Here is a 23730-nt window from a genome sequence, read left to right as displayed (position 1 = left end):
TGAACGGCCTCAGTAGCGGCGACGCGCATTGGCTTCACGCGCGGCCTGCGCTTCTTCAACGGAGACCACACGACGGCCGACCGGCCACAGCGCAATCGCGGCGATTTTGAAGTTGGCGATGCCAACAGGAATGCCGATGATGGTCAGACACTGCACGATACCGGCCGAGATATGCGCCAGACATAACCACCAGCCAAACAGTATCAGCCAGAAGATGTTGAGGAAGGTGCCGCCGGTATTCATCACATGGCTTTTGCTGTCGGGGCGCAGCACATCGACATGCACCGCTTCGTTGCCAAAAGGCAGCAGAGACAGCTTGGTGATTTCCCAGCAGGAACGCGTCAACGGCAGCGTGAAAATCAGTACGATGCTCACCAACGTGGCGAACAGCCAGCTGAGAGTGGTGAAGAAGCCGCCGAGAATGAAATTAAGAATATTAAGTACGGTACGCATAAACGTGATTTTCCTTTTGCAATCCGCAATATGTGGCGCCAAGTTTAGCTCTTTTTAAGGCTGGAGCGCCAAGAGTCTGACAGGTAAACTGCGCGATATCGAATTCCACATGACGGTGCGGACATGGAACTGAAAGCAACATCAATGGGTAAACGTCTGGCACAGCATCCCTATAATCGGGTGCGCTTGCTGGCCGCCGGCGTGGAAGTCAGTGGCGATCGCCATGAATATCTGATTCCGTTTAACCAGTTGCTCAACATTGCCTGCAAACGCGGCATGGTGTGGGGCGAACTGGAGTTTCTGCTGCCAGACGAGAAAGTGGTGCGCCTGCATGGCACCGAATGGCAGGAAACGCAGCGCTTTTTCCACTTCTTGCAGCACGCCTGGCAGCAGTGGAGCGAGGAGATGAGCGAGGTGAGCGCCGAGGTGCTCGCCGCGCTGGAGCAGGAAATTCTCGCCTTTACGCAGCAGGATCGCTGGTTGAAACGCAGTGAGCTGAGCGCGGTGAAAGAGAGCATTACGCGCCAGTTTTCTGCCTTGCCGTTGCCTCTCGCGCGTATTGCCGAGTTTGACAACTGTCGTGAACGCTGGGAATTTTGCCAGCAATGGCTGGAGCAGGGTGAAACAGCCATCCGCCAACGCAATCGCGAATGGACCAGTAAGATCCTCAGCGATTATCACGAATTCTTCTCCACGGTTGAAACCACGCCGCTCAATCCATCGCAATGTGAAGCCGTAGTGAATGGCGAAGATGCGCTGCTGGTGCTGGCGGGTGCCGGCAGCGGCAAAACCTCGGTGCTGGTGGCGCGCGCAGGTTGGTTGCTGAAACGCAAACTGGCGCAACCGGATCAAATTCTGCTGCTGGCGTTTGGTCGTCAGGCGGCAGAAGAGATGAATGACCGCATTCAAACGCGTCTTGGCGAGAGCGCGATTCAGGCGCGTACCTTCCATGCGCTGGCGCTGCATATCATCCGCGAAGGCAGCAACAAACAACCAGTTATCAGCAAACTGGAGAGCGACAGCAAGGCGCGGCGACAGCTGCTGATTGATACGTGGCGTGAGCAGTGTAACAGCAAAAAAGCGCAGGCCAGCGGCTGGCGTCAGTGGTTGCAGGATGAGCTGGAGTGGGAAATTCCCGAAGGTCCGTTTTGGCAGGATGACAAACTGGCGCAGCGTATCACTTCGCGTATGGAGCGCTGGCTGGGTTTGATGCGCATGCACGGCGGCGCACAGGCGGCCATGATCGCGGATGTGGCAGAAGCACAGCGCGATAACTTCAGCAAACGCGTCAAACTGATGGCGCCACTGCTTAAAGCGTGGAAAAGCGCGCTGAAAGAGGAGGGCGCGGTCGATTTCTCAGGGCTGATTCATCAGGCGATTGCCATTCTGGACAAAGGGCGCTTTATCAGCCCGTGGAAGCATATTCTGGTCGATGAATTTCAGGATATCTCGCCGCAGCGAGCTGCTTTGTTGACGGCGCTGCGTCAGCAAAACAAGCGTACCAGCCTTTACGCGGTGGGCGATGACTGGCAGGCAATCTATCGTTTCAGCGGTGCTGAAATGAGCCTGACCACCGCTTTCCATCACTATTTCGGTGATGGCGATCGCTGTGTGCTGGATACCACTTATCGCTTTAACGATCGCATTGGTGAGATTGCCAATAGGTTTGTGCAGCAAAACCCGCATCAGCTGCGCAAGCCGCTAAACAGCTTGAGCAAGGGCAATAAAAAATCGGTGACCTTGCTGCCGCAGGAGCAACTGGAAGCGCTGTTCGATAAACTGAGCGGCTATGCCAAATCCGATGAGCGCGTGCTGCTGCTGGCGCGTTACCACCATTTGCGCCCGTCAATCCTTGATAAAGCCAAAACGCGCTGGCCAAAGTTACAGCTGGATTTTATGACCATTCATGCCAGCAAAGGCCAACAGGCGGATTTCGTCATTGTGTTGGGGCTGCATCAGGGACGCGACGGTTTTCCGGCAGAAGCGCGAGAATCCATCATGGAACAGGGTTTGCTGCCGCAGCCGGAAGATTTCCCGGATGCGGAGGAGCGGCGGCTGGCGTATGTGGCGATGACGCGCGCGCGCCAGCAGGTATGGCTAATGTTCGATAAAGATCGGCCTTCGGTATTTGTCGAACACCTGCGCGAGTTGGGGGTGCCGCAAAGCCGTAAGGCCTGATGATTAGGGTTTCAGACGTTCGGCGAGATAACGCTGATAATCTGGAATCTGAATCTCAATCTGCTGGGCAAATTTCGGTGACTGAATAATAAAATCTGCGGTGGTGCGGTTATTGGCCACCGGGATATTCCACACCGTAGCAAGGCGCAGCAGTGCTTTGACATCCGGATCGTGCGGCACCGCATTCAGCGGGTCCCAGAAGAAAATCAGTACATCAATTTTGCCTTCCGAAATCAACGCGCCCACTTGCTGATCGCCGCCCATCGGGCCGCTCAGCATGGCGTTAACGTCTAATCCCGTATGACGATTAATCAGATTGCCGGTGGTGCCGGTAGCGTAAAGCACATGCTGCTGCAGCGTGCTTTGGTTGATTTGCACCCACTCAAGCAGCGAGGCTTTGCAGTGATCGTGTGCAACGAGGGCGATATGTTTCTGAACCTGAAGGGTACGAACGGTCTGCTCCATAGGGCTTCCTGTTTCTTCTCATGCATTATGTGTTAATGCAGGAGTTTACCCCTGGCGTTTCATCACTATCAACTTGTGCGTAAGGTTTTCATCCAGCTAATAAAACGCAGACGTGTGGCAGCATCAAAACGCTTAAACCAGACTTGCAAAGAGGGAAGATCGCTAACGTCCTGCCAGGCGTAATCCATATCCAATTGCGCCTCGCTTACGCTCAGCGAATGCAAGGCAAAACGTGGAACCGAAGCGGCGTGGGCATCACGATTATAATTCACCATCGCCTTTTCGAAATCGTTATCACTTTCCTTCGGCAAATGGTCGCGCAGGCTGGTGATCTCCATGCCACGTTCATCAATCAGCTGGAAGTTGAGCGTTTTGTCGAAGGTGGTGCGTTCGCGGCGATTATTGAGCGCGGGCAAACGAATCGCCACCGAATGGGCGTTAGCGTTAAAAGTGACAATCATCGGCACGGATTGAAAGTGCGCGGCGTCAGCGCCCGGTTTTTCTACACGAAACAGAAACTGATGCTGCCCACGCTCCAGCTCAAGGCTACCGGCGCCTTTCAGCAGCGAGCCAGAGATTTTACGCCCGTCCAGCACCAGCAGTTCTATCTCGGGATCGAGCTTGAGAGTGATGGCCTGGCATGAGGCTGATACGAGCAACAGCAGTAAACCCGTAGCAGTTAAAGACAGCTTCATTTCAACTCCCGGCAGAAGGGGGTAAATCGATTATGTGTAGCAAAGTATTACATTATGGCAGTAAATTTACATTTTTACATATTTATTCGTGCTGCTGTGCAAAGTTCTCGTGCCCGGCAGTTGCAGCCTAATGCGCAATGCCAACTACACTTAAGCGAATGAACCAGGAGAAAAAAGATGAATGATCAAACGATTCGCGATGTGCTGATTAAAACCAAACGTATCGCATTAGTAGGCGCCAGCGATCGCCCCGACCGCCCAAGCTATGGCGTGATGAAATACTTGCTCGATCAGGGATACGACGTGATTCCAGTGAGCCCTAAACTGGCGGGTCAACAACTTCTTGGTCAAACCGCTTATGCCACGCTGGCGGATGTTCCTGGAAAAGTGGATATGGTGGATGTGTTTCGCAATGCCGAAGCGGCGTGGGGGGTAGCGCAGGAAGCGATTGCCATCGGTGCAGACACGTTGTGGTTACAGCTGGGCGTGATTAATGAGCAAGCGGCGGTGCTGGCGCAGGACGCGGGTATGACCGTCGTGATGGATCGCTGTCCAAAGATTGAAATTCCGCGACTGGGTATCACGCGCTAAAACAAAAACGGCGACCTGAGTCGCCGTTGTCATTAATGTCGCAGGCTGGGTGCCTGCAGCTGCTGCCGAATTGACGCGGCCAGCTCATCCATTGAAGGTTGTTCGGGATGTTCAAAGGAGGTTTCTCCCGCCAGCTGAACTTCCGCCACGTAGGTATGCACCTGATCGCCTTCTTCATCTTCCATCACTACATGATACCAGGGCGCGGCGCGCAGCGTTTCGCTGGCAGCGACATCATCAACTTCTGGCTCATCAAGCGAAAACTCCGGATCGACATCCACGATAACGCCGAGCACCCCGGAGAGACGATGTCGGACCTGCTGTCCAATTCCAAATTTAGTCGTAATCATTGTGACCTCCCAAAAGACTGCCCTGTTACCAATATGGAGGCAGGGACAGCGTTTTCAAGTCACAGCACGCGGCAGGCAAAACCTTTCAGATAAAGCCCTTCAGGATAGCTGGCGATCACTGGATGGTCGGCTGCCTGACGGAACTGCTCAATAAATTGTACATCACGACCGGCATCAACGGCGGCATCCGCGATGATTTTCTGGAACAAATCGGTCGGCATCAGGCCAGAACAGGAGAAGGTCAGCAACACGCCGCCGGGATTCAACAGCTGAATAGCCAGCATGTTGATGTCTTTATAGCCGCGACACGCGCCCATCAACTGGTTCTTGTTCTCAACGAATTTCGGCGGATCCATGACGATCAGGTCGAACTTCTCGCCGCTGTCGCGATAACGACGCAGCAGCTTGAACACATCGTCACGCACGAACTGGGCGCGCGACACATCCAGACCATTAAGCTCAACATTCTGTTTCGCCACGTCGAGTGCGTCCTGCGAAGTATCAACGCTGATCACTTCACGGCAGCCGCCCATCAAGGCCGAAACCGCAAATCCGCCGGTGTAAGAGAAGCAGTTCAGCACGCGTGCATTCTCTGCGTAGCCACGCGTGGCAAAACGGCTGTCACGCTGATCAAGGTAATAACCGGTTTTATGGCCGCCCTGAATATCCACCAATAGCTTCATACCGTGTTCGGTAATCGGCAGCAGCGGTGGCGGCAGTTCACCCGAAACTGCGCCTTGCGCCAGCTCCAGTCCCTCTTTTTTACGCACCGCCACGTCTGAGCGATCGTAAATAGCGCAATCCGGGAAGCACTGCTGCAAAGCTGAAACGATGGCTGGACGTTGATACTCGGCACCCGCAGATAACAGCTGCAGCACCAGGAAGTTACCGAAGCGATCGATGGTAACGCCCGGCATGCCATCGGACTCACCGGCAATCAGGCGATAGCTGTCCAGCCCGTCACGTTTTGCCAGCCAGTCACGCCACAGCTGCGCTTGCTCAAAGCGGCGCACGAAGAAGGTGATGTCAATTGACTCATCCTGTTGCCAGCTCCAGACGCGTGCGCGAATTTGTGATTGCGGAGAATACGCGGCGCGAGCCAGCCATTTGCCATTGCTGTCACAGACATCAATGGTTTCACCAGACTGGGCTTTACCTTCCATACGTGCAACGGCACCAGAAAACACCCACGGATGGCGGCGGAGCAGGGATTTTTCACGTCCCTTTGCGAGAATCAATCGAACGGTCATAGTTTGCTATGCTTACCTGAAAAAATGAGGCGCCATTTTCCGGCGGATGGCGGCAAATTGCAACGCAAGGTGATGGGAGAACGCAATGGCAACCACATGCTGCAAAATTTGGGTACATGGCATCGTGCAGGGCGTGGGGTTTCGCTACCACACGCAAGCGCAGGCCAGAGAGTTGAATCTTAACGGTTATGCGCACAATCTGGCGGACGGCAGCGTTGAAGTGCTGGCGTCCGGTGAAGCGCAGCAGGTCGATGAATTGATCAGTTGGCTAAAAGCAGGTGGGCCGCGTAGCGCGCGCGTGGACAAAGTGCTGGTGGAGCCACATCAGCCCAGGGAAGTGCCTACCCGATTCACCACTGGCTGATTACAAACACTTGGCCGGTTTCGGCAATCCGGCAATTTTGGTCGCTTGCTTCGCTGGGCCTTCCGGAAACAGGCGGAACAGATAGCGGCTGTTGCCTTTCTCCTCCCCATACTTTTGCGCCATGGCTTTCACCAGCATGCGTACCGCCGGCGAGGTATTAAATTCCTGATAAAACGCGCGCACAAAGTGCACCACTTCCCAGTGCGCTTCACTCATCACGATCGCCTCTTGCTCCGCAATGGCGGCGGCCAGCGGTTCGCTCCAGTCAGCGCTATTTTTCAAATAGCCTTCCGCATCGGTGGCAATCTCTTTACCGGCAAAATTCACAGTCATTCCTCATTGCGTTAATCCACACATTGTAAATTCGCCCAGCCATAAAAAGCAAAAACCCCGCCGAAGCGGGGTTTGATAACGGTTACGGCATCTTAATCGCGGTTAGCGAAGCCCAGCAGGCTCAACAGGCTAACAAAGATGTTATACAGCGAGACATACAGACTCACGGTGGCGCGAATGTAGTTGGTTTCGCCGCCGTGAATGATGTTGCTGGTTTCCCACAGAATGGCACCGGCAGAGAACAGAATGAACAGGGCGCTAATCGCCAGATGCAGCGCAGGCAGTTGCAGGAAGATGTTGGCAACTACCGCCACCAGCAGCACCACAAAGCCCGCCATCATCATGCCGCTCAGGAATGACATATCGCGGCGCGTGGTCAGTACATAGGCTGAGCAACCGAAAAATACCAGCGCCGTGCCGCCCAAGGCCATGGCGATCACATCACCCATGCCCGCAGTGAGGAACGAACTGAGGATTGGGCCAAGGCAGTAACCGAGAAAACCGGTAAAGGCGAAGGCGGCCAGAATACCTGCTGGGCTGTTAGCCAGTTTATGCGTCAGGAACATCAAACCATAAAAGCCCACCAGCATCAGAATCAGACCCGGCGAAGGCAATGCAAACACGGTGCTCAGTGTGGCGGTAACCGCCGAGAAGGCCAGCGTAAAGCCAAGTAACAGATAAGTATTGCGCAGCACCTTGTGGGTGCTGACTAACGACTGCTGCGACGAGCTAAAAATTCTTTCCATCACGCGCTCCTTAAAGAGAGAAACACCAAATATGGCACGAGGATACGCAGCGCCTGAAAGACAGAAAAGGCGTTTTACCCATCTTTACGCGATAAATTGCTGTTTCACTGAGCAGAATGGCGAAATTGACGCCAAAAAAATAGAATTTGGCTGTTTTTCAGCCGAACGATTCATTGCAGGCTTTACATCGTTATGGGGGATGTTTATAGTGCGCCTCATTGCGGAGGGGTGGCCGAGTGGCTTAAGGCAACGGTCTTGAAAACCGTCGATGGGAAACCATCCGAGAGTTCGAATCTCTCCTCCTCCGCCATCTCTCTTGCTGAGAGATGACGCAACAAAAAATCCCCGGAGGGATGGCCGAGTGGCTTAAGGCAACGGTCTTGAAAACCGTCGATGGGAAACCATCCCAGAGTTCGAATCTCTGTTCCTCCGCCATATTAAAGAAGCCCGCAGAAATGCGGGCTTTTTGCTTTTCTACGTTCACAGATTCCGAAAAACATCGCGTTGCTTTTCAATCTGCTGCCCTTGCCCAACGCCAGGCGCGTTTACTGCTATATTCCATGCACGGTTTTTTGCAAACATTTGGCGATTTTCCGATGCAAGCTGAGTTACACTGTGCGGTAATTCGCTCTTTGGCGGGCTAATCGTTTGAAAGCCAGAGTGTTTCACTGATGAATTATGGAATAGGCACAATGATCAAGAAACTGAGTCTTTGCGCGTTGTCAGTCATCGCTGCGCTCCCGATGGGCATGTCCGCCTATGCTGCGGATGGAGATATGCAACTCCAGCAGGTGCTGATGTTAAGCCGTCATAACCTGCGTGCGCCGCTCGCCAATAACGGCAGCGTACTGGAACAATCCACCAGGAAGAGCTGGCCGCAGTGGGATGTCGCGGGCGGTGAGCTCACCACCAAAGGTGGCGTGCTGGAAGTCTACATGGGGAATTACACCCGTCAGTGGCTGGCACAGCAGGGCTTAGTCCAGAACGGTACTTGCCCGGAAAGCAGCAACATCTTTGTCTACGCCAACAGCCTGCAGCGCACCGTGGCGACCGCGCAGTACTTTATCACTGGCGCCTTCCCAGGCTGTGATATCGCGGTAACGCATCAGGATGCGATGGGCACCATGGATCCTATCTTCAATCCGGTCGTCACCGACGGCAGCGAGGAATTCAACAAGAAAGCGTTGGCTGCGATGACCGCCGCCAATGAAAAACTGGCACTGAAGCCTGCTTTCCAGCATCTGGAAAAAATCGTCGATTACAAATCTGCCCCGGCCTGTAACGGCAAAAAGCAGTGTGATTTGAGCAGCGGCGATAACACCTTCAGCGCGGATAACGGTAAAGAGCCAAACGTAAGCGGTCCGCTGAAAATCGGCAACTCGCTGGTGGATGCGTTCACGCTGCAATATTACGAAGGTTTCCCGGCCGATCAGGTTGCCTGGGGCCAGATCAAAACGCCTGAGCAGTGGAAAGAGCTGGCGTCGATCAAAAACGGTTATCAGGATGCGCTGTTCGCCTCTCCTGAAGTGGCGCGCGAAGTGGCCGCACCGCTGGTGGATTACATCCGCAGCCAGTTAGTCGATCAGGACAAAGCCAACGCGCCAAAAGTGACGCTGATGGTCGGTCATGATTCCAACATTGCCTCCTTACTCAGCGCGCTGCAGGTTAAGCCTTATGAACTGCCGGGCAACGATGAGAAAACGCCAATTGGCGGTCAGGTGGTATTCGAACGCTGGCACGATGTGAAGAACAACAAAGATCTGCTGAAAATCGAGTACGTCTATCAAACGGCCGATCAGCTGCGCGATGCCGACGTGCTGAGCCTGAAAAATCCGCCGAAGCGCGTCACGCTGCAACTGGCAGGCTGTGAAACGGATGCCAACGGCTACTGCAGCTGGGATCAATTCACCGGCGCGCTGAATGGCGCTCTGCAAGGCACGCCACTGCAGCCTGCTGCTGCGCCGGCTGCGGCAGAACAGCCAGCATCGTCTGCCGCCGCACCAGCCGCAGACGATGCTAAGCAGAAAGCCGATCAGGCCGCTACCGATAAAGCGGCTGCAGACAAAGCAGCAGCGGATAAGGCCGCAGCACAGAAGGCTGCAGACGCGAAAGCGGCTGAAGAGAAAGTGAAGGCGGATAAAGCGGCTGCGCAGAAAGCCGCTGACGAGAAAGCCAAAGCCGAGAAAGCCACTGCCCAGAAAGCAGCGGATGACAAAGCCAAGGCCGATGCGGCAGCTGCACAGAAAGCACAAGCCGATGCGACGCCAGCCAAGCCAGAAGAGCCGGCCAAGGCGGCGACCAGCAACTGAGTTTGCTGAAAAAACAAAACCCCGCCGAAGCGGGGTTTTTTTATGCCTGTGAACTTAACGGGCAACCACAACCAATTTTTGGTTGGCGAACTCTTTAATACCCAAATCCGACAACTCACGTCCGTAACCCGAACGTTTCACGCCACCAAACGGCAGCTCTGCTGAGGTATCGCTCTGCGAATTGATGAACACCATGCCCGTTTCAATCTGCGACGCCATCTTGCGTCCGCGCGCAATATCTTTGGTCCAGACCGAACCGCCAAGGCCGTAATTTGAATCATTCGCCAGCGCCACAGCGGCACGATCGTCCGCCACCACATACACCTGCGCCACCGGGCCAAAAAATTCCTGATAGTAAGCCGGATTATCTGGCGTCAGACCGGTAAGCACCGTTGGCTGGTAATAGCAGCCGACGCCATCAATGGCGCGTCCACCAAATTCCACGCGCGCGCCATTTTTCACTGCTTCATCAACCTGTTTCACTAAACGATCGCGCGCATCTTTAGAAGAGAGCGGACCGAGCGTGGTCTTCTCGTCGAGCGGATCGCCCGGCGTGGCCGATTGCAGAGCCGCGCTGAATTTGGCCATAAACGTATCGGCAATTTTCTCGTGCAGTATAAAGCGCTTGGCGGCGGTACAGACCTGGCCGCAGTTGCTGAGGCGAGCTTGCGCGCCCTGACGTACCGCTTCATCGATATCGGCATCGTCCAGCACCACAAACACATCGTTACCGCCCAGTTCCAGCGTCGATTTCTTCAGATGTTTACCGGCCTGTTCCGCCACGGCGCTACCGGCGCGTTCGGAACCGGTCAGCGCCACACCTTGCACACGTGGATCGGCGATCAGATCCGCAACCTGATCGGTAGAGATAAACAAGTTGGTCCACGCGCCTTTTGGCGCCCCGGCTTCTTCCACCAATTTCTCAAATACATCGGCGCAGTGCGGCACGATGTTGGCGTGTTTTGCAAGTACCGGATTGCCCAGCGCCAGGTTTGGCGCCAGCACGCGCATCAGCTGATAGTAAGGGAAGTTCCACGGTTCAACCGCGACAATCACGCCAATCGGATGATATTCAAGCCAGGCATCGCCCACATCGCTGGCGTAGGGTTGTGGCTGTAAAAAGGTCGCGGCATGTTCCGCGTAGTAGCGGGCGATCTGCGAACAGATTTTCACTTCACCGCGACTTTGCCCAATTAACTTGCCCATCTCTTTACTGGCGATGGTCGCCAGCTCTTCGACGCGTTGGTCGATCAGGTCGGCTAAACGGTGCAGCACCTGCAAACGCGGCTGAATATCGCCTTTACTCCACGCGGAATGATAAAGCGCATCTGCGGTTTTCAGCGCCTGTTGTGCATAGGCATCATCGTGCTCGTTCCACGCTTTTAGCAGTTGGTTATTGGCTGGATTGATACTTTGATAGGCAGACATACAAGGCTCCTTGGTGATGTAAAGGTAACAAAGGCGGGACAATGCCCGCCTGTCACTCAAACGTTTTTGCGCTCGACCGTTTTGTCGTCCCAGGTCAGAACATCCTGGTCGGTCTTTTTGAAGGCGCGAATCAGTACTTCATCGCTGCCTTGCTGGCTCCAGATCTGCTCGGCTAAACGTTCGTCGTAGTTGGCTACCTCAAAAATGGCTTCAGCGATTTCGCGTGAAGTGTGGCGCAGTGATGCCCATTCGCCCACATGATGCTCTTTCGACTGTTCTGTTGTCATGAAGGTCTCCTGTTGTGGATTTTATCCCTGTAGCTTAACCGCCAGTCCGGCGACGTGTTGGCCCTGATAACGGGCAATATCCAGTTCTTCCGCCGAAGGTTGACGTGATCCATCTCCGCCCGCCAGCGTAGTCGCGCCGTAAGGCGTTCCGCCGCGTACGTGAGAAATGTCGAAAAGTTCTTTAGTGCCATAACCGATAGGAACGATCACCATGCCGTGGTGGGCGAGGGTGGTCCAGACGGAGGTGATGGTTTGTTCCTGGCCGCCGCCGGTGCCGGTGGAGGCAAAAACGCTGGCGATTTTGCCGTACAGCGCGCCCGAAGCCCACAGACCGCCAGTGCGATCCCAGAAGTTACGCATCTGGCCCGCCATGTTGCCGAAACGCGTGGGAGTGCCAACGATGATGGCATCGTACTGCGGCAAATCTTCCGGCTTCGCTTCAGGCGCAGCCTGATTCACTTTGCCGCCAACCTGAGCGAAACGCTCGGCATCCATGCTTTCCGGCACGCGTAATATCGTGACTTCCGCGCCACTCACGCTCTTTGCACCGTCGGCCACGGCTTGCGCCATGGTTTCAATATGTCCGTACATCGAATAATAGAGCACCAAAATCTTTGCCATAGTTTTCATCCTGCTGGGGTGATGAGTAATCAGAAGTATAGAAGAGCCTGCGCAGGCTGCTGTATAGAGGTTAAGCAGGCGCCAATAAGTGTCGGCTAACTGCTTGTAACGCGGCGGTAAATTTGGTTTTTCGCAGTGAAATGAGTGGATTATCTGTTTCAAATTATGAATATCAGGCTCATTTCAGCGTTGCGTTGTCTATTCTTTAATCAGGCGTGCGGGATATCCGCCGCCGTGCTCTTCACGGCAGCATCGTGATCAGCCCCTAACCTGAACGCTCAATCCCTGGAGGAAATGATGGCCGAACATCGTGGAGGATCAGGCAATTTCGCAGAGGACCGTGAAAGGGCCGCAGAAGCGGGTCGCAAAGGCGGCAAAAACAGCGGGGGTAATTTCAGAAACGACCCACAGCGCGCTTCTGTAGCCGGAGAAAAAGGGGGACGCAGCCGCGGCAAGAAATAGCGCGACTGCCCGTTGATCCCCGGCCGCCGGGTTCGCCCGGCGGTAACAAGCATTGCAATTTCCCCGCTCTCTGAGCAAACTGACCGCCAACTGATTATTCTGGTGCGTTATGTCCGCTTCCTCTTCTCGTCTCAGCCTGCGTATTTCGCGTCAGGAGCTGGTGCTCATTTTTATTACCATGGTTTGGGGCGGCACCTTTTTGGTGGTACACCGCGCGATGGCGCATTCCGGTCCATTCTTCTTTGTCGGATTACGTTTTGCCACGGCATCGCTGCTGCTGGCCTTTTTCTTCCGTCGTTATCTCAAGCAGGTGACCTGGCTGGAAATTAAAGCTGGTGCGTTGATCGGGTTGTCGATTGCCGGCGGCTACGGTCTGCAAACCTGGGGCATGCAAACCATTTCCAGCAGCCAGTCGGCATTCATTACCGCGCTGTATGTGCCGGTGGTGCCGCTGCTGCAGTGGTTATTCCTGCGTCGTCCGCCGGGATTAATGGCGTGGCTGGGCATTTTGCTGGCGTTTACCGGTTTAGTGCTGGTGGCCGGTCCGCAGGATGGCAGTTTGACGCTGAACGCCGGTGAAATCGCCACGTTGCTGAGTACGCTGGCGATCGCGGCAGAGATCATCCTGATCAGCCGCTATGCCGGACAGGTTGATGTGCGCCGCGTCACGCTGATTCAGCTGATGGTGGCATCGGCCTGTGCCTTTGTTCTGATGATCCCGAATGGCGAATCGGTTCCTGCTCTGTCAACGCCGCTTCTGTTGAGCGCGTTGGGTTTGGGCGCAGCCAGTGCCTTAATTCAGGTGACGATGAACTGGGCGCAACGCAGCGTGTCGCCGACGCGTGCCACAGTGATTTACGCCGGTGAACCGGTGTGGGCGGGCGTAGTGGGACGTTTGGCGGGTGAGCGTTTACCTGCGGCGGCGCTGCTGGGCGCGGCATTGATTGTTTGTGGGGTGATCGTCAGCGAACTGCGTCTTCGTCGCAAGAAAGCGGTGCCCGATCAGGCACCGCTGGAACCTTAAGGATGTTGCCGTGCCGTCTGGTTCGCCAGTGCGGCGCCGCGACGTTGTAAAATGGCGTTCAGGATGATGGCACCAAAGGTGGCAGTGCCAATGCCGCCGATGGTGAAGCTGCCAATCTTCAGAGCAAAATCACCCGCGCCGAGCACCAGCGTGGTCGCTACCATGATCAAATTGCCATTCTGATTGAAATCCACGTGGTTCTGCACCCAGATGCGTGCGCCGGCCACCGCAATCAACCCAAACACCACAATCGATGCGCCACCAATCACCGGACCGGGAATGGTGTGAATCAGCGCGCCAAATTTCGGTGAGAAGCCGAGCACCAAAGCGATCGCTGCAGCGGCCACGAAGGCCAGCGTGGAATAGACTTTGGTTACCGCCATCACGCCAATATTTTCCGCGTAGGTCGTGACGCCGCTGCCGCCGATTGAGCCCGACAGCATGGTTGCCAGGCCATCGCCAACAAAGGCGCGGCCCATCCAGGGATCGAGATTGCGTCCGGTCATGCCCGCTACGGCTTTGATGTGGCCAAGGTTTTCCGCCACCAGAATGATCGCTACCGGCGCGATCATCACGATGGCCTGCATATCAAAGATCGGAGCGGTGGTGTGCGGCAGGCCAAACCACGGCGCGTTGGCAAGGCCGCTGAAATTTACCGGTTTGCCAAAGCCCATCACGTTGGTCAGCAGCGCGTAGATCGCCCACGCGACAATCAGGCCGACCAGAATCAGCAGGCGCTGGATCATACCGCGCGTGAACACCGCCACCAGACCAATGCACAGCACCGTCATCACCGCCACCCAGCTGTCGAACATCGATCCGGAAACACCGTGCACCGCAATCGGTGCCAGGTTCAGACCAATTGCCATCACCACCGCGCCCGTTACTACCGGCGGCATCAGACGCTCGATCCAACCGGTGCCGACTTTCATCACGATCAGGCCAATCACGGTATAGAGCGCGCCGCAGGCGATCACGCCGCCCAGCGCCAGCGCCAGATTGGGGTTGAGTCCCTGGCCGTTAAAGCCGGTTACCGCAATGATTACGCCGACAAACGCCGCGCTGGATCCGAGATAGCTGGGTACGCGTCCGCCGGTGATCAGGAAGAACAGCAGCGTACCGATGCCCGAAACCAGAATCGCCAGATTGGGGTCCAGTCCCATTAGCAACGGCATCAGCACCGTTGCGCCAAACATTGCCACAGCATGCTGCAGGCCAAGGACGACCGTCTGCGCAAACGGCAGCGTTTCGTCCGGCGCAATCAGCCCATCATCGGTCAAGGCTGACTTTTTCTGCCAGCGGGGGAACCAGGAACTCGCCATCGTCATCTCCAGGGTGTCAGTGAAAACCGTCCGCACAAGGCGGCGTTAGCGGGCGTCCTGCCGTAAAAGGTGATGATAGCCACGGTCAAACCATGCCAGACCGTGGGTTTCATCATTGCGTACCAGCGCCTGCACTTCGCAAAAAAGAATGTCGTGCGTGCCTACGCTGACTACTTGCGCCACTTTGCAATCAAACGACACCAGCGCGCCGTCTAACAGCGGTGAACCGCTGGCCAGCGTGTGCCAGTCAGCGGCGGCAAAGCGGTCTGCCATTGGCGTTTTGCCGCCAAACAGCGTCGAGAGTTCTTCATGCCCAGCGGCAAGTGTGTTGACGCACAGATAACCGTTGTCACGGAAAATCGGCCACACCGACGCTGAGCGATTAAGACAAACCAACAGCGTCGGCGGCGAATCGGTGACGCTGCACACCGCCGAGGCGGTAAAACCGGCGCGTCCGGCGGGGCCGTCGGTGGTGATGATATTGACCGCTGCGCCTAAGCACGCCATCGCGTTGCGAAATGCATCGCGTTCTACAGCGGGTAAAACCGGCAGTTCATGCACGCTCATTGGCTGCTCCTGTGATTAGCTGGCCGCACGCTGAGCAGGCGCAGCCGTGTCGGCCAGCCAGCGCAGCAGCAGCGCGTTAAAGTTGTCGGCATCGGTGACGCTCATCGCATGTCCACCCCAGGCCATCTCAATCAGGCTGCCGTTGGGCAGCGTCTGCGCCAGCTGCGGTGAGCAGCTCCACGGCACCAGCAGATCGTCCTGGCTGCAAATCGCTAATACTGGCTGGGTGATGCGCGCCACCTGTGGCCGGAAATCCGCGCTCTTTAGCGCATGCAAGCGGCGCAGCAGGTTTTCCATGCCCTGGAAATGGGCGACATGGTGTGCATCTTCCGCGTTAATGCGCTCCTGATTGCGCGCCAGCCATTCAGCGGGATAGAGGAACAGCGGCTGTGCACGCACAAAGGCTTCGACGCCGACGTTCATCAGCAGATCCTGACGTACCTGGAAGCAGCGTTGCGTGTGCGCATCCAGCGAAAGCCAGCCGTTGATCACCACCACGCGGCCCACGCGCTGCGGGAAGTCCAGCGCCAGCTGCAGGCCGATTAAGCCGCCCAACGCATGGCCGATAATGTCGTAACGCTGGATGCCGTGTTGTTCCAGTGCCTCCGCCAGTTCTGCTGCCATCATCGCCATGCTGTAGCCGTCCGGCAGCGTATCTGCGCTGCGGCCGGTGCCGCGCTGATCGTAGGTCACCACGCGATAATGCGGCGTCAGCGCCGCCAGCTGCGGCTGCCAGAAACCGGCGACGCCGCCCAAACCGGAGGCGAGCACCAGCGTCGGCGCATCTTCAGCGGTTAACCCCTGAATCTCCAGATGCATCACGCCTCCTGTTTGCCGATATGCGCAACGGTAGCAATTTCAATCAGCGCATCCGGTTTCACTAAGCCGCACTGAATGCAGAAGCGTGCCGGTTTATCGCCGGGGAAGTATTCGGCGTAGATCTGGTTAATCGCCGCGTAGTTGCTCCAGTCGGTGAGAAAAATCGAGTTGAAGGTCACGTCGTCCATGGTGCCGCCAGCGGTTTCAATCACCTTTTTGATGGTCTCCAGCACGTGACGCGTTTGCGCGGCGGCATCACCGATGTGCACCACATTGTTGTTGGCATCGAACGGCAAGGTGCCGGAGACGTACACAATACCGTCAGCTAAGGTGCCGGGCACGAATGGCGCGATTGGCGTACCGCTGCCGGGCGGAATAATGACACTTTTAGGCATGGCGAAATCCTCTTCTTATTGATGTGCAGGTGAATTGAGGCGTTAGCTTTTCAACGTTTCGCAGAACGTGTCGGTATCGCTGACCCAGCCAAAAAACGTTTCAATGTTGAAAATGGCTGCCTGCTGCGCAAACGCCGGGCCTGCCTGATAGGTCGCGTCCTCCAGCACCACGCCGAAATACTCCAGGAAGAAGCCGTCTCGCAGCGTCGATTCCACGCAGACGTTGGTAGCAATGCCGGTAAACACCAGATGGCGAATGCCACGGCTGCGCAGCATGCTGTCGAGCGAAGTGTTGAAAAAGCCGCTGTAACGCGGTTTCGGCAGCACGATATCGCCTTCCTGCGGCACCAGTTCATCGACCAGCGCATAATCCCAGCCGCCTTTCGACAGCAGCGTGCCCTGTAACTCCGGGCGCTTGCGCATGGTTTTCAGCGCGTTGGATTTGTGGAAGTTCGGGGATCCCGCGTCACCGGCTTCAACGTATTGGTCATCCCAACCGTTCTGGAACCAGATGATCTGCATCCCGGCGGCACGCGCGGCGGTGACCGCCTGAAGGATTTTGGCAATCACCGGTTTGGTGGCGGAGACGTCAAAGCCCGCCAGATCGAGATAGCCGCCTTGCGTGGCGTAGGCGTTTTGCATATCCACCACAATCAGCGCACTTTGCGCGGGCGGCAGCGCGATGGCTTCCGGGCGCGCCGGCAAGGTGACGTTCGGTAACGTTGAGGTGTGGGCGCAAACAACGGTACTCATCAGGCAACCTCCTGCTGGGATGCGATTAAATCGTGGCGACACTGCATTAAGGGCTGAATACGTTCACCGAAATCTTCGATGCCTTGCAGGAAGTCGTCAAAGGTGAGCAACACGCCTTGCGTACCATCGACTAAAGCAACCTCATCCAACATTCGTGCCACATTGGCGTAAGAACCCACCAGCGTGCCCATGTTGATGTTGACGGCGGAGGTCGGATCGGCCATCTGGCGCACGTTGGTGTCGCTACCGGATTTGGTGTCCTGCTGACTTTGTGTGGTGAGCCAGGCGAGCGCCTCTTCATCGGCACCGGCTTTGTAGTGCTCCCATTTGGCGCGTGCAGCTTCGTCGCTCTCGGCGGCAATGATCATAAACAGCACATAAGAACCGACGTCGCGGCCCGCTTTATCAGCAGCCTGCTTCATACGCGCGGCGGTTGGCGCGAAGGCGGTTGGCGTGTTGACGCCTTTGCCAAAGCAGAAGTTGTAATCGGCATGCTGCGCCGAGAACGCCATGCCCGCATCGCTCTGGCCGGCGCAAATCACTTTCATCGGTTTCTGCGGCTGTGGGCTGACGCGGCAATCGTTCATGGTAAAGAACTCGCCTTTGAAGTCGCTTTGGCCGGTGCCCCACAGATCGCGCAGCACGGTGACGTATTCGGTCAGGTATTCGTAACGACTGGAGAAGTAGGCATCGCCCGGCCATAAGCCCATCTGCTCGTACTCGGGTTTCTGCCAGCCGGTAACGAGGTTGACGCCGAAGCGGCCATTGGAGATGGAATCAATGGTGGACGCCATACGCGCCACAATCGCGGGCGGTAAGGTGAGCGTGGCGGCGGTGGCGTAAATCTCAATGCGTGAGGTCACCGCCGCGAGTCCCGCCATCAGCGTGAAGGATTCGAGGTTGTGATCCCAAAACTCGGTTTTACCGCCAAAGCCGCGCAGCTTGATCATCGAAAGGGCAAAGTCGAAATGATAATGCTCTGCTTTCAGCACGATCTGTTTGTTCAGTTCAAAAGTCGGTTTGTATTGCGGTGCATGGGTGGAGATCAGCCAGCCGTTATTACCAATCGGGATAAAGACGCCAATTTTCATGTGAAACCTCTCTGCATTAGACGGGGACTGCTTCACGCGCTGCGCTGCTTCCTGCACGCATCCTGCGGGCGGCGCTCCATCACAAAATTGCAAAGGCTGTGCCACATTTTCAAAAGACTTAAATAACAATGTGTTAAAAGTAGCGATGTTTGTAAACTGGAGTGATTGGTCCAATTTAGACCGTTTGGTCAAAACGTTTTGCACGTTTTTCATGCGCGACATGGTCAAAAAAGGTGCAGGCGGGCGATTAGGCAGGAAAGAAGGCCTTTGTTATGATGCGTTCACGCAGGACGGAAAAGGTAACAGTGTGAAAAGCGATGAAAAAAAACCGGGACGCCGTTCGCGTGCGGTCGCCGCTAAGCGGACAGCCATTCTGGAAGCGGCATTAGCCTTCTTCTCGCAATACGGCATTCACGGTACCAGCCTGGATAAAGTGGCGGAGCGCGCCGATGTCTCGAAAACCAATCTGCTGTATTACTATCCATCGAAAGAAGTGCTGTATGTGGCGGTTTTAAAAGAGATTCTTGATGTGTGGCTGGCGCCGTTGCGTGCGCTGCAGCACGATCACGATCCGCTGACGGCCATTCGTCAATACATTCGCCTCAAACTGGAAGTCTCGCGCGATCATCCACAAGCTTCGCGGTTGTTCTGCCTTGAGATGTTGCAAGGCGCGCCGCTGCTCAAAGGTGAACTGGCCGGTGATTTAAAAGCGCTGGTGGATGAGAAGGCAGCGATTATCGAGCAGTGGATCGCCGAAGGGCGGCTGGCGGGCGTGCAGCCACAGCACCTGTTTTTCCTGCTGTGGGCGACCACGCAGCACTATGCGGATTTCGCCTCGCAGGTGGAAGCGATTACCGGTCAGACGTTGAACGATGCGGCGTTCTTTGAACAGACGCTGGAAAATGTGCAACGCATGATTATTGAAGGGATCCGCGTGCGCTGATCCCGCTGGTTCAAGGAGAGTGCATGGATTCGTTATCACAACTGACGTTAGGCGCGGCGGTCACCGTTGCGGTGATGGGCAAACGCGTTCCGCTGTGGCAAGCCGCGCTGGTGGGCGCGGTGGCGGGCACTTTGCCGGATCTCGACGTGTTTATCGATCACGGCGATGCCATCCGCAATATGACGCTGCATCGTACCGAGAGTCATGCGCTGATATTCCTCACCTTATTTGCACCGCTGCTCGGCTGGCTGGTGGCCGGTGCGACACGCAGTCGCGCGTACTGGCGCGGCTGGACGCTGGCGATGTGGCTGGCGCTGATAACGCATCCGCTGCTGGATCTCACCACCGTTTACGGTACGCAGCTTGGGCTACCGCTCACCGATTTCCCCTATGCCATTGGCAGCATGTACATCATCGATCCGCTGTATACCTTGCCGTTGCTGATTGCGCTGCTGGTTGCCTTGGGGCGACGCGATGCGGTGGGGTTGCGCTGGAATCAGGCGGGATTATTGGTGAGTACGCTCTATCTCGGCTGGAGCATGGTGGCACAGAGCATTGCGACGCAGCACATTGAGCAAGCGCTGACGCAGCAATCGGTGCAGCCGGAGCAACTGCTGGTGACGCCGACCGCATTTAATACGCTGGTGTGGCGCATGGTGATCATGACGCCCGATCGTTATGGCGAAGCCTATTGGTCGCTACTGTCACCGGAGCGTCCGCTGCAAATCAGCTGGCACGATCGTCAGCCCGCGCTGTTTACGCCGTTCAAAGGGCAATGGCATGCCGAGCGTGTGGCGTGGTTTAGTCATGGTTTTTACGCGATGAAGCAGCAGGGCGATCGTACGTTGATCAGCGATTTGCGCATGGGGGAAGAGCCGGATTACACCTTTACTTTTAATCTGGGGTCGCCGCAGTCGCCAGCGCTCGCGCCACAACGTGAACCGTCGATGCGTCCCTCGCTGTCGCAAGCATGGCACAAACTCCGCGAACGACTCTGATTCCGTAGGGTCGCCATTCATGGCGACCAATGCTTATGGGGAATCGATCGCCATAAATGGCGACCCTACGACTAACGTTTTACGCTTTACGGCGGCGCAGCAACCAGCCCATGGTCAAGATCACAAACCACAGCGGCGTTATCATCAGCGCCTGACGGGTATCTTCCTGCAGCGTCAGTAGCACCAGCACAAAGGCGAAGAACGCCATGCACGCCCAGCACATAAACTTACCCAGCGGCATTTTGAACGTCGATTCGGCATGACGCTGTGGATGCTGCTTACGGTACGCCAGATAGCTGCACAGGATGATGGTCCAGACGAACATAAACAGAATCGCCGACACCGTAGTAACCATGGTGAACACCGTCATCACATCCGGAATCAGGTAGATCAGCGCCACGCCCGCCAGCAGACACAGGCAGGAGAAGAACAGGCCGGTGGTTGGCACCGCACGCGCGGAGAGGCGACCAAAGGCTTTATGCGCCACGCCTTGTTCCGCCAGACCGTACAACATGCGGCTAGTGGAGAAGATTCCGCTATTGGCGGAAGAGGCGGCGGAGGTCAGTACCACGAAGTTGACGATGCTGGCAGCAGCAGGCAAGCCAATCAATACAAACATCTCAACGAACGGGCTGCGATTCGGCAGCACCTGATTCCACGGCGTTACCGCCATGATCACCATCAGCGCCAGCACGTAAAACATAATGATACGCAGCGGAATGGCGTTGATCGCGCGTGGCAGAACTTTGTGCGGATCTTTGGTTTCTGCTGCCGCAGTGCCAACCAGCTCAATACCGACAAAGGCGAAAACCGCAATCTGGAAGCCGGCAAAGAAGCCGCTCAGTCCTTTCGGGAACATGCCGCCGTGATCCCAGATATTGCTCAGGGAAGCGGTGCCACCGTTCGGCGACGGATAATGCATGCTCACCAGCACAATGCCGGTAATAATCAGTGCCACAATGGCGACGATTTTGATAATCGCGAACCAGAATTCCATCTCACCAAATAGCTTCACCGTGGCGATGTTCAACGCAAGGAAGACAAAGACGCACAGAAGGGCGCTCATCCAGATGGAGAAGTCCGGGAACCACAACTGAAAATAGGCGCTGATGGCGACTACGTCGGCAATGCCGGTCACCACCCAACAAAACCAGTATGTCCAGCCGGTAAAATAGCCCGCCCACGGACCAAGTAAATCAGCGGCGAAATCGCTGAAGGATTTGTATTCGAGGTTGGATAACAGCAGTTCGCCCATGGCGCGCATGACGAAGAACAGCATAAAGCCAATGATCATATAGACGAAAATGATCGACGGCCCGGCGAGGCTGATGGTTTTACCCGAGCCCATAAACAGCCCGGTGCCGATGGCGCCACCGATGGCAATTAGCTGAATGTGGCGATTATGCAGGCTACGCTGGAGCTTATCCGGCTGTTCGGCCTCAACGAGCGCCTCTTTTAATTGATCAACCATAAATTATTCTTTCCTGTCGGGATGTTGTGTCAGCTCTAATGGCTGTTTTGCCCGTCATACTTCGAGCCGCAGATGCGTTGGCTACGCGTGTTCACCCCAGTCACTTACTAAAGTAAGCTCCTGAGGATTCACACACTTGCCGCCTTCCTGCGGCTCGAATTATTTAGGGCAATCGTTATGAGCCGTTGTATAGGCAAGTGGCATAAGATAGTGGAAAGCTAAGCAGTTTCGGTAATGGTTTTTCCCCCTTTGTGACCTTTTACGCGCTTTGCTGTGTCAGTAATTATTTACAGAGTTTAAAGCGCAGTCATTTTGCGTAAATCTTCAACAATTAAGCGATTTACGTCACTTTCCATCCGCATGACTTCTACACTTGTTAGTTCATTTCATCAGGAAAAGTGAGGCATTGTGCGCGCTCTGTTCGCCGTCGCGTTGCTGGCTGTTTGCGGCTGGCTCAGTTTGCCGTGGTTAAAAAGCCATCTGCCGCCTCAGTGGAATCCCTTCACGCCACTCAACGTTACCGATCCGCCCGGTTGGATGACGCGCTACAAGCTGAAAAAGCTAAGTGGCGATCCGGCCGCCTGCATGGCGGTGATGCGGCAAGCCAGCGAACAGCAGCTGGTGCAGTTTCGCGCCGTGCCGCCGATGCAGGGTGATTGTCCAATCGAACAGCCGTTACGCATCAGCGGCTATGGCGATGTTTCTCTTAGCAGCAGTTTTCTCGCCAGCTGTCCAATGGCGGTGACCAGCACCATGTTCGTGACTAACAGCGATAGCGCGTTACGCCAGGCCGGTTTTGACAGCCCGCTGAAACGCATTGCTCATGTTGGCAGCTACGCTTGTCGCAATATCTATCATCGCCAGGAAGGGCGTTTGAGTGAGCACGCCAGCGCTGATGCCTGGGATATCACTGGATTTCAGCTGGCGAACGGGCGTTGGTTACAGGTCGGGAAAAACTGGCAACAGCCGGAGGATGCGGCGGCAGGACTGCATGCGCTGTGGCGTAACGGCTGCGCCACGTTCGGTAATGCGCTGGGCCCTGATTACAACGCTGCGCATGCCAGCCATTTTCATCTCGGCATGCGCGGTACAGGTTACTGTCGTTAGCTATACTGCAGGATTAAGCCCACGCTTTATCAGGAAATGATTAGCCGGCCAGGAGAAAATAAAGCCAATCATTATTGCCAGCTGCAGCATAAACCAGAATGCCACCAGCAGCGGATTGACTTGCTCGTGCAGCACAAACTTTAGGGCCAGCGCCATAAAGATAAAAATACCTAATTGATAAATCAGCAGGGGGAAAATCTCGGTTTTCAACGCCAATAATAATGCGCCGCCAAATGAATGTTTTTCACGTTGACGAATCGCCAGGAATTGAAATAGTAATCCGATGAACAATGAAACGATAATGCAAATAAGCGCCTGTATCCCCATCGTTGGATTAAAGGCAAATTGTTTTAGTAATGTGACTATCGGGATTGTCATTATATCGCCGAATATACAGGCCGCTGCAGATAATGAAGTAGAAATAAATATGGTTTGCCAACTGGCATTACTGCGTATTTCTTGAGGAACCAGCAGCGCAAGTTTTTGCTGTTGTGATGGCTTACGGCCTAAGTACCACCAGGCTATCCAGCCAATAAAAGGCATATACAAGCCAGTAACAGGCCAAATGATATTCATCACCGCGACAGGATGCGGATGGCGTAACAGGTCTTTTAGAATCATCAGGGCAGTACAGCCGCCCAGAACAAGGAAAGGTAATGCCAACTGGTTCAACATAGTCGGTTCCGCTAAGTTTCCCACCTACCTACG

Annotated in this window: 27 protein-coding genes and 2 tRNA genes; 11 read left to right on the top strand and 18 right to left on the bottom strand. The window is 55.5% G+C overall.

Going from position 1 to position 23730, the window contains the following annotated elements; genetic code table 11:
• Positions 1 to 9 precede the first annotated feature (9 nt).
• Positions 10 to 453: a YccF domain-containing protein gene (locus PanJK_RS03350; RefSeq protein ID WP_008101434.1), complete on the bottom strand. Its 444-nt coding sequence runs from the start codon at positions 451 to 453 to the stop codon at positions 10 to 12.
• 123 nt (positions 454 to 576) lie between these two features.
• Here PanJK_RS03350 and helD point away from each other — a divergent pair, with 123 nt between their 5' ends.
• Positions 577 to 2631 carry a DNA helicase IV gene (gene helD, locus PanJK_RS03345; protein WP_265297134.1) on the top strand — a complete coding sequence of 685 codons (2055 nt, stop codon included), beginning with the start codon at positions 577 to 579 and terminating at the stop codon, positions 2629 to 2631.
• A 3-nt stretch (positions 2632 to 2634) separates the two neighbouring features.
• Here the strand turns inward: helD and PanJK_RS03340 are convergent, their stop codons facing one another.
• Both PanJK_RS03340 and PanJK_RS03335 read right to left on the bottom strand, forming a co-directional pair.
• Complete coding sequence (locus PanJK_RS03340; RefSeq protein WP_061717079.1) at positions 2635 to 3096, bottom strand: methylglyoxal synthase; 462 nt, start codon at positions 3094 to 3096, stop codon at positions 2635 to 2637.
• 68 nt (positions 3097 to 3164) lie between these two features.
• Positions 3165 to 3791, bottom strand: a complete 627-nt coding sequence (locus PanJK_RS03335) for a DUF2057 family protein (RefSeq protein ID WP_256696126.1) — start codon at positions 3789 to 3791, stop codon at positions 3165 to 3167.
• 177 nt (positions 3792 to 3968) lie between these two features.
• Between PanJK_RS03335 and PanJK_RS03330 the strand changes: the two genes are divergently transcribed.
• Entirely contained in the window at positions 3969 to 4382 is a 414-nt protein-coding gene (locus tag PanJK_RS03330; RefSeq protein WP_256696127.1) for a CoA-binding protein, read from the top strand.
• 32 nt (positions 4383 to 4414) lie between these two features.
• On the opposite strand, the gene hspQ is transcribed toward PanJK_RS03330, so the two are convergent.
• Both hspQ and rlmI read right to left on the bottom strand, forming a co-directional pair.
• Positions 4415 to 4732, bottom strand: a complete 318-nt coding sequence (gene hspQ, locus PanJK_RS03325; RefSeq protein ID WP_008101422.1) for a heat shock protein HspQ — start codon at positions 4730 to 4732, stop codon at positions 4415 to 4417.
• Between the two features lie 59 nt (positions 4733 to 4791).
• Positions 4792 to 5982 carry a 23S rRNA (cytosine(1962)-C(5))-methyltransferase RlmI gene (rlmI, locus tag PanJK_RS03320; RefSeq protein ID WP_256696128.1) on the bottom strand — a complete coding sequence of 397 codons (1191 nt, stop codon included), beginning with the start codon at positions 5980 to 5982 and terminating at the stop codon, positions 4792 to 4794.
• 85 nt (positions 5983 to 6067) lie between these two features.
• Here rlmI and yccX point away from each other — a divergent pair, with 85 nt between their 5' ends.
• Positions 6068 to 6346 (top strand): acylphosphatase, encoded by a 279-nt coding sequence (gene yccX / locus PanJK_RS03315; RefSeq protein ID WP_265297133.1) that lies wholly within the window; start codon positions 6068 to 6070, stop codon positions 6344 to 6346.
• Here yccX and tusE read toward each other — a convergent pair whose 3' ends face one another.
• Positions 6347 to 6673 carry a sulfurtransferase TusE gene (gene tusE / locus PanJK_RS03310; protein ID WP_061717573.1) on the bottom strand — a complete coding sequence of 109 codons (327 nt, stop codon included), beginning with the start codon at positions 6671 to 6673 and terminating at the stop codon, positions 6347 to 6349.
• 98 nt (positions 6674 to 6771) lie between these two features.
• The gene (gene yccA / locus PanJK_RS03305; RefSeq protein ID WP_007887332.1) at positions 6772 to 7425 is read right to left on the bottom strand and encodes an FtsH protease modulator YccA; all 654 of its coding nucleotides are present in this window, start codon (positions 7423 to 7425) and stop codon (positions 6772 to 6774) included.
• Between the two features lie 222 nt (positions 7426 to 7647).
• On the opposite strand from yccA, the gene PanJK_RS03300 reads away from it, so the two are divergent.
• From PanJK_RS03300 to agp, 3 genes are all read left to right on the top strand, one after another.
• A tRNA-Ser gene (locus PanJK_RS03300) sits at positions 7648 to 7735 on the top strand.
• Between the two features lie 37 nt (positions 7736 to 7772).
• Positions 7773 to 7860 (top strand) — tRNA-Ser (locus PanJK_RS03295).
• A gap of 257 nt (positions 7861 to 8117) precedes the next feature.
• Positions 8118 to 9734 carry a bifunctional glucose-1-phosphatase/inositol phosphatase gene (gene agp / locus PanJK_RS03290; protein ID WP_265297132.1) on the top strand — a complete coding sequence of 539 codons (1617 nt, stop codon included), beginning with the start codon at positions 8118 to 8120 and terminating at the stop codon, positions 9732 to 9734.
• Positions 9735 to 9788: 54 nt separating this feature from the next.
• On the opposite strand, the gene PanJK_RS03285 is transcribed toward agp, so the two are convergent.
• Genes PanJK_RS03285 through wrbA form a run of 3 tightly spaced genes read right to left on the bottom strand, consistent with a single transcriptional unit; the run spans position 9789 to position 12070 of the window.
• Positions 9789 to 11162, bottom strand: a complete 1374-nt coding sequence (locus PanJK_RS03285; protein WP_265297131.1) for an NAD-dependent succinate-semialdehyde dehydrogenase — start codon at positions 11160 to 11162, stop codon at positions 9789 to 9791.
• 56 nt (positions 11163 to 11218) lie between these two features.
• Positions 11219 to 11449: a YccJ family protein gene (locus PanJK_RS03280; protein WP_007887329.1), complete on the bottom strand. Its 231-nt coding sequence runs from the start codon at positions 11447 to 11449 to the stop codon at positions 11219 to 11221.
• Positions 11450 to 11470: 21 nt separating this feature from the next.
• Complete coding sequence (wrbA, locus tag PanJK_RS03275) at positions 11471 to 12070, bottom strand: NAD(P)H:quinone oxidoreductase (RefSeq protein ID WP_256696132.1); 600 nt, start codon at positions 12068 to 12070, stop codon at positions 11471 to 11473.
• A 297-nt stretch (positions 12071 to 12367) separates the two neighbouring features.
• Here wrbA and PanJK_RS03270 point away from each other — a divergent pair, with 297 nt between their 5' ends.
• Both PanJK_RS03270 and PanJK_RS03265 read left to right on the top strand, forming a co-directional pair.
• Positions 12368 to 12532, top strand: coding sequence for a general stress protein (locus PanJK_RS03270; protein ID WP_061717065.1), 165 nt, complete (start codon positions 12368 to 12370; stop codon positions 12530 to 12532).
• Positions 12533 to 12641: 109 nt separating this feature from the next.
• The gene (locus PanJK_RS03265; RefSeq protein WP_256696133.1) at positions 12642 to 13556 is read left to right on the top strand and encodes a DMT family transporter; all 915 of its coding nucleotides are present in this window, start codon (positions 12642 to 12644) and stop codon (positions 13554 to 13556) included.
• Here the strand turns inward: PanJK_RS03265 and rutG are convergent.
• The 6 genes from rutG to rutA are packed head-to-tail and all read right to left on the bottom strand — an operon-like array spanning position 13553 to position 18503.
• Positions 13553 to 14878 carry a pyrimidine utilization transport protein G gene (gene rutG, locus PanJK_RS03260; protein WP_265297130.1) on the bottom strand — a complete coding sequence of 442 codons (1326 nt, stop codon included), beginning with the start codon at positions 14876 to 14878 and terminating at the stop codon, positions 13553 to 13555. The genes PanJK_RS03265 and rutG overlap by 4 nt on opposite strands.
• Positions 14879 to 14923: 45 nt before the next feature.
• The gene (gene rutF, locus PanJK_RS03255) at positions 14924 to 15445 is read right to left on the bottom strand and encodes an NADH-dependent FMN reductase RutF (RefSeq protein ID WP_265297129.1); all 522 of its coding nucleotides are present in this window, start codon (positions 15443 to 15445) and stop codon (positions 14924 to 14926) included.
• A 15-nt stretch (positions 15446 to 15460) separates the two neighbouring features.
• Positions 15461 to 16264, bottom strand: coding sequence for a pyrimidine utilization protein D (gene rutD / locus PanJK_RS03250; RefSeq protein ID WP_265297128.1), 804 nt, complete (start codon positions 16262 to 16264; stop codon positions 15461 to 15463).
• Positions 16264 to 16659: a pyrimidine utilization protein C gene (rutC, locus tag PanJK_RS03245; RefSeq protein WP_265297126.1), complete on the bottom strand. Its 396-nt coding sequence runs from the start codon at positions 16657 to 16659 to the stop codon at positions 16264 to 16266. The genes rutD and rutC overlap by 1 nt, the downstream gene beginning before the upstream one ends.
• A gap of 42 nt (positions 16660 to 16701) precedes the next feature.
• Entirely contained in the window at positions 16702 to 17412 is a 711-nt protein-coding gene (rutB, locus tag PanJK_RS03240) for a pyrimidine utilization protein B (protein WP_265297125.1), read from the bottom strand.
• Positions 17412 to 18503 carry a pyrimidine utilization protein A gene (gene rutA, locus PanJK_RS03235; protein WP_265297124.1) on the bottom strand — a complete coding sequence of 364 codons (1092 nt, stop codon included), beginning with the start codon at positions 18501 to 18503 and terminating at the stop codon, positions 17412 to 17414. Before rutA ends, rutB begins: the two co-directional genes overlap by 1 nt.
• Before the next feature lie 307 nt (positions 18504 to 18810).
• Here rutA and rutR point away from each other — a divergent pair, with 307 nt between their 5' ends.
• Together rutR and PanJK_RS03225 are read left to right on the top strand one after the other, a co-directional pair.
• The gene (gene rutR, locus PanJK_RS03230) at positions 18811 to 19446 is read left to right on the top strand and encodes an HTH-type transcriptional regulator RutR (RefSeq protein WP_265297123.1); all 636 of its coding nucleotides are present in this window, start codon (positions 18811 to 18813) and stop codon (positions 19444 to 19446) included.
• Positions 19447 to 19469: 23 nt separating this feature from the next.
• Entirely contained in the window at positions 19470 to 20444 is a 975-nt protein-coding gene (locus PanJK_RS03225) for a metal-dependent hydrolase (RefSeq protein ID WP_265297122.1), read from the top strand.
• Between the two features lie 79 nt (positions 20445 to 20523).
• On the opposite strand, the gene cycA is transcribed toward PanJK_RS03225, so the two are convergent.
• Positions 20524 to 21915 carry a D-serine/D-alanine/glycine transporter gene (cycA, locus tag PanJK_RS03220; RefSeq protein WP_265297121.1) on the bottom strand — a complete coding sequence of 464 codons (1392 nt, stop codon included), beginning with the start codon at positions 21913 to 21915 and terminating at the stop codon, positions 20524 to 20526.
• A gap of 408 nt (positions 21916 to 22323) precedes the next feature.
• On the opposite strand from cycA, the gene PanJK_RS03215 reads away from it, so the two are divergent.
• Positions 22324 to 23022, top strand: coding sequence for an extensin family protein (locus PanJK_RS03215; RefSeq protein ID WP_256696139.1), 699 nt, complete (start codon positions 22324 to 22326; stop codon positions 23020 to 23022).
• Here the strand turns inward: PanJK_RS03215 and PanJK_RS03210 are convergent, their stop codons facing one another.
• Positions 23023 to 23697 (bottom strand): DUF4396 domain-containing protein, encoded by a 675-nt coding sequence (locus tag PanJK_RS03210; protein WP_265297120.1) that lies wholly within the window; start codon positions 23695 to 23697, stop codon positions 23023 to 23025.
• Positions 23698 to 23730 lie beyond the last annotated feature (33 nt).

It is taken from the genome of Pantoea sp. JK (assembly GCF_026130245.1).
Taxonomy (GTDB): domain Bacteria; phylum Pseudomonadota; class Gammaproteobacteria; order Enterobacterales; family Enterobacteriaceae; genus Pantoea; species Pantoea trifolii.
The sequence above is the reverse complement of the archived record's forward strand: the minus strand, read 5'-3'. Positions and strand labels throughout refer to the sequence as shown.

What these genes read in the sequence shown, in the direction of transcription:
- PanJK_RS03350 (WP_008101434.1), bottom strand. Translation starts at nt 453, where the DNA reads ATGCGTACCGTACTTAATATTCTTAATTTCATTCTCGGCGGCTTCTTC.
- helD (WP_265297134.1), top strand. Translation starts at nt 577, where the DNA reads ATGGAACTGAAAGCAACATCAATGGGTAAACGTCTGGCACAGCATCCC.
- PanJK_RS03340 (WP_061717079.1), bottom strand. Translation starts at nt 3,096, where the DNA reads ATGGAGCAGACCGTTCGTACCCTTCAGGTTCAGAAACATATCGCCCTC.
- PanJK_RS03335 (WP_256696126.1), bottom strand. Translation starts at nt 3,791, where the DNA reads ATGAAGCTGTCTTTAACTGCTACGGGTTTACTGCTGTTGCTCGTATCA.
- PanJK_RS03330 (WP_256696127.1), top strand. Translation starts at nt 3,969, where the DNA reads ATGAATGATCAAACGATTCGCGATGTGCTGATTAAAACCAAACGTATC.
- hspQ (WP_008101422.1), bottom strand. Translation starts at nt 4,732, where the DNA reads ATGATTACGACTAAATTTGGAATTGGACAGCAGGTCCGACATCGTCTC.
- rlmI (WP_256696128.1), bottom strand. Translation starts at nt 5,982, where the DNA reads ATGACCGTTCGATTGATTCTCGCAAAGGGACGTGAAAAATCCCTGCTC.
- yccX (WP_265297133.1), top strand. Translation starts at nt 6,068, where the DNA reads ATGGCAACCACATGCTGCAAAATTTGGGTACATGGCATCGTGCAGGGC.
- yccA (WP_007887332.1), bottom strand. Translation starts at nt 7,425, where the DNA reads ATGGAAAGAATTTTTAGCTCGTCGCAGCAGTCGTTAGTCAGCACCCAC.
- agp (WP_265297132.1), top strand. Translation starts at nt 8,118, where the DNA reads ATGATCAAGAAACTGAGTCTTTGCGCGTTGTCAGTCATCGCTGCGCTC.
- PanJK_RS03285 (WP_265297131.1), bottom strand. Translation starts at nt 11,162, where the DNA reads ATGTCTGCCTATCAAAGTATCAATCCAGCCAATAACCAACTGCTAAAA.
- PanJK_RS03280 (WP_007887329.1), bottom strand. Translation starts at nt 11,449, where the DNA reads ATGACAACAGAACAGTCGAAAGAGCATCATGTGGGCGAATGGGCATCA.
- wrbA (WP_256696132.1), bottom strand. Translation starts at nt 12,070, where the DNA reads ATGGCAAAGATTTTGGTGCTCTATTATTCGATGTACGGACATATTGAA.
- PanJK_RS03270 (WP_061717065.1), top strand. Translation starts at nt 12,368, where the DNA reads ATGGCCGAACATCGTGGAGGATCAGGCAATTTCGCAGAGGACCGTGAA.
- PanJK_RS03265 (WP_256696133.1), top strand. Translation starts at nt 12,642, where the DNA reads ATGTCCGCTTCCTCTTCTCGTCTCAGCCTGCGTATTTCGCGTCAGGAG.
- rutG (WP_265297130.1), bottom strand. Translation starts at nt 14,878, where the DNA reads ATGGCGAGTTCCTGGTTCCCCCGCTGGCAGAAAAAGTCAGCCTTGACC.
- rutF (WP_265297129.1), bottom strand. Translation starts at nt 15,445, where the DNA reads ATGAGCGTGCATGAACTGCCGGTTTTACCCGCTGTAGAACGCGATGCA.
- rutD (WP_265297128.1), bottom strand. Translation starts at nt 16,264, where the DNA reads ATGCATCTGGAGATTCAGGGGTTAACCGCTGAAGATGCGCCGACGCTG.
- rutC (WP_265297126.1), bottom strand. Translation starts at nt 16,659, where the DNA reads ATGCCTAAAAGTGTCATTATTCCGCCCGGCAGCGGTACGCCAATCGCG.
- rutB (WP_265297125.1), bottom strand. Translation starts at nt 17,412, where the DNA reads ATGAGTACCGTTGTTTGCGCCCACACCTCAACGTTACCGAACGTCACC.
- rutA (WP_265297124.1), bottom strand. Translation starts at nt 18,503, where the DNA reads ATGAAAATTGGCGTCTTTATCCCGATTGGTAATAACGGCTGGCTGATC.
- PanJK_RS03225 (WP_265297122.1), top strand. Translation starts at nt 19,470, where the DNA reads ATGGATTCGTTATCACAACTGACGTTAGGCGCGGCGGTCACCGTTGCG.
- cycA (WP_265297121.1), bottom strand. Translation starts at nt 21,915, where the DNA reads ATGGTTGATCAATTAAAAGAGGCGCTCGTTGAGGCCGAACAGCCGGAT.
- PanJK_RS03210 (WP_265297120.1), bottom strand. Translation starts at nt 23,697, where the DNA reads ATGTTGAACCAGTTGGCATTACCTTTCCTTGTTCTGGGCGGCTGTACT.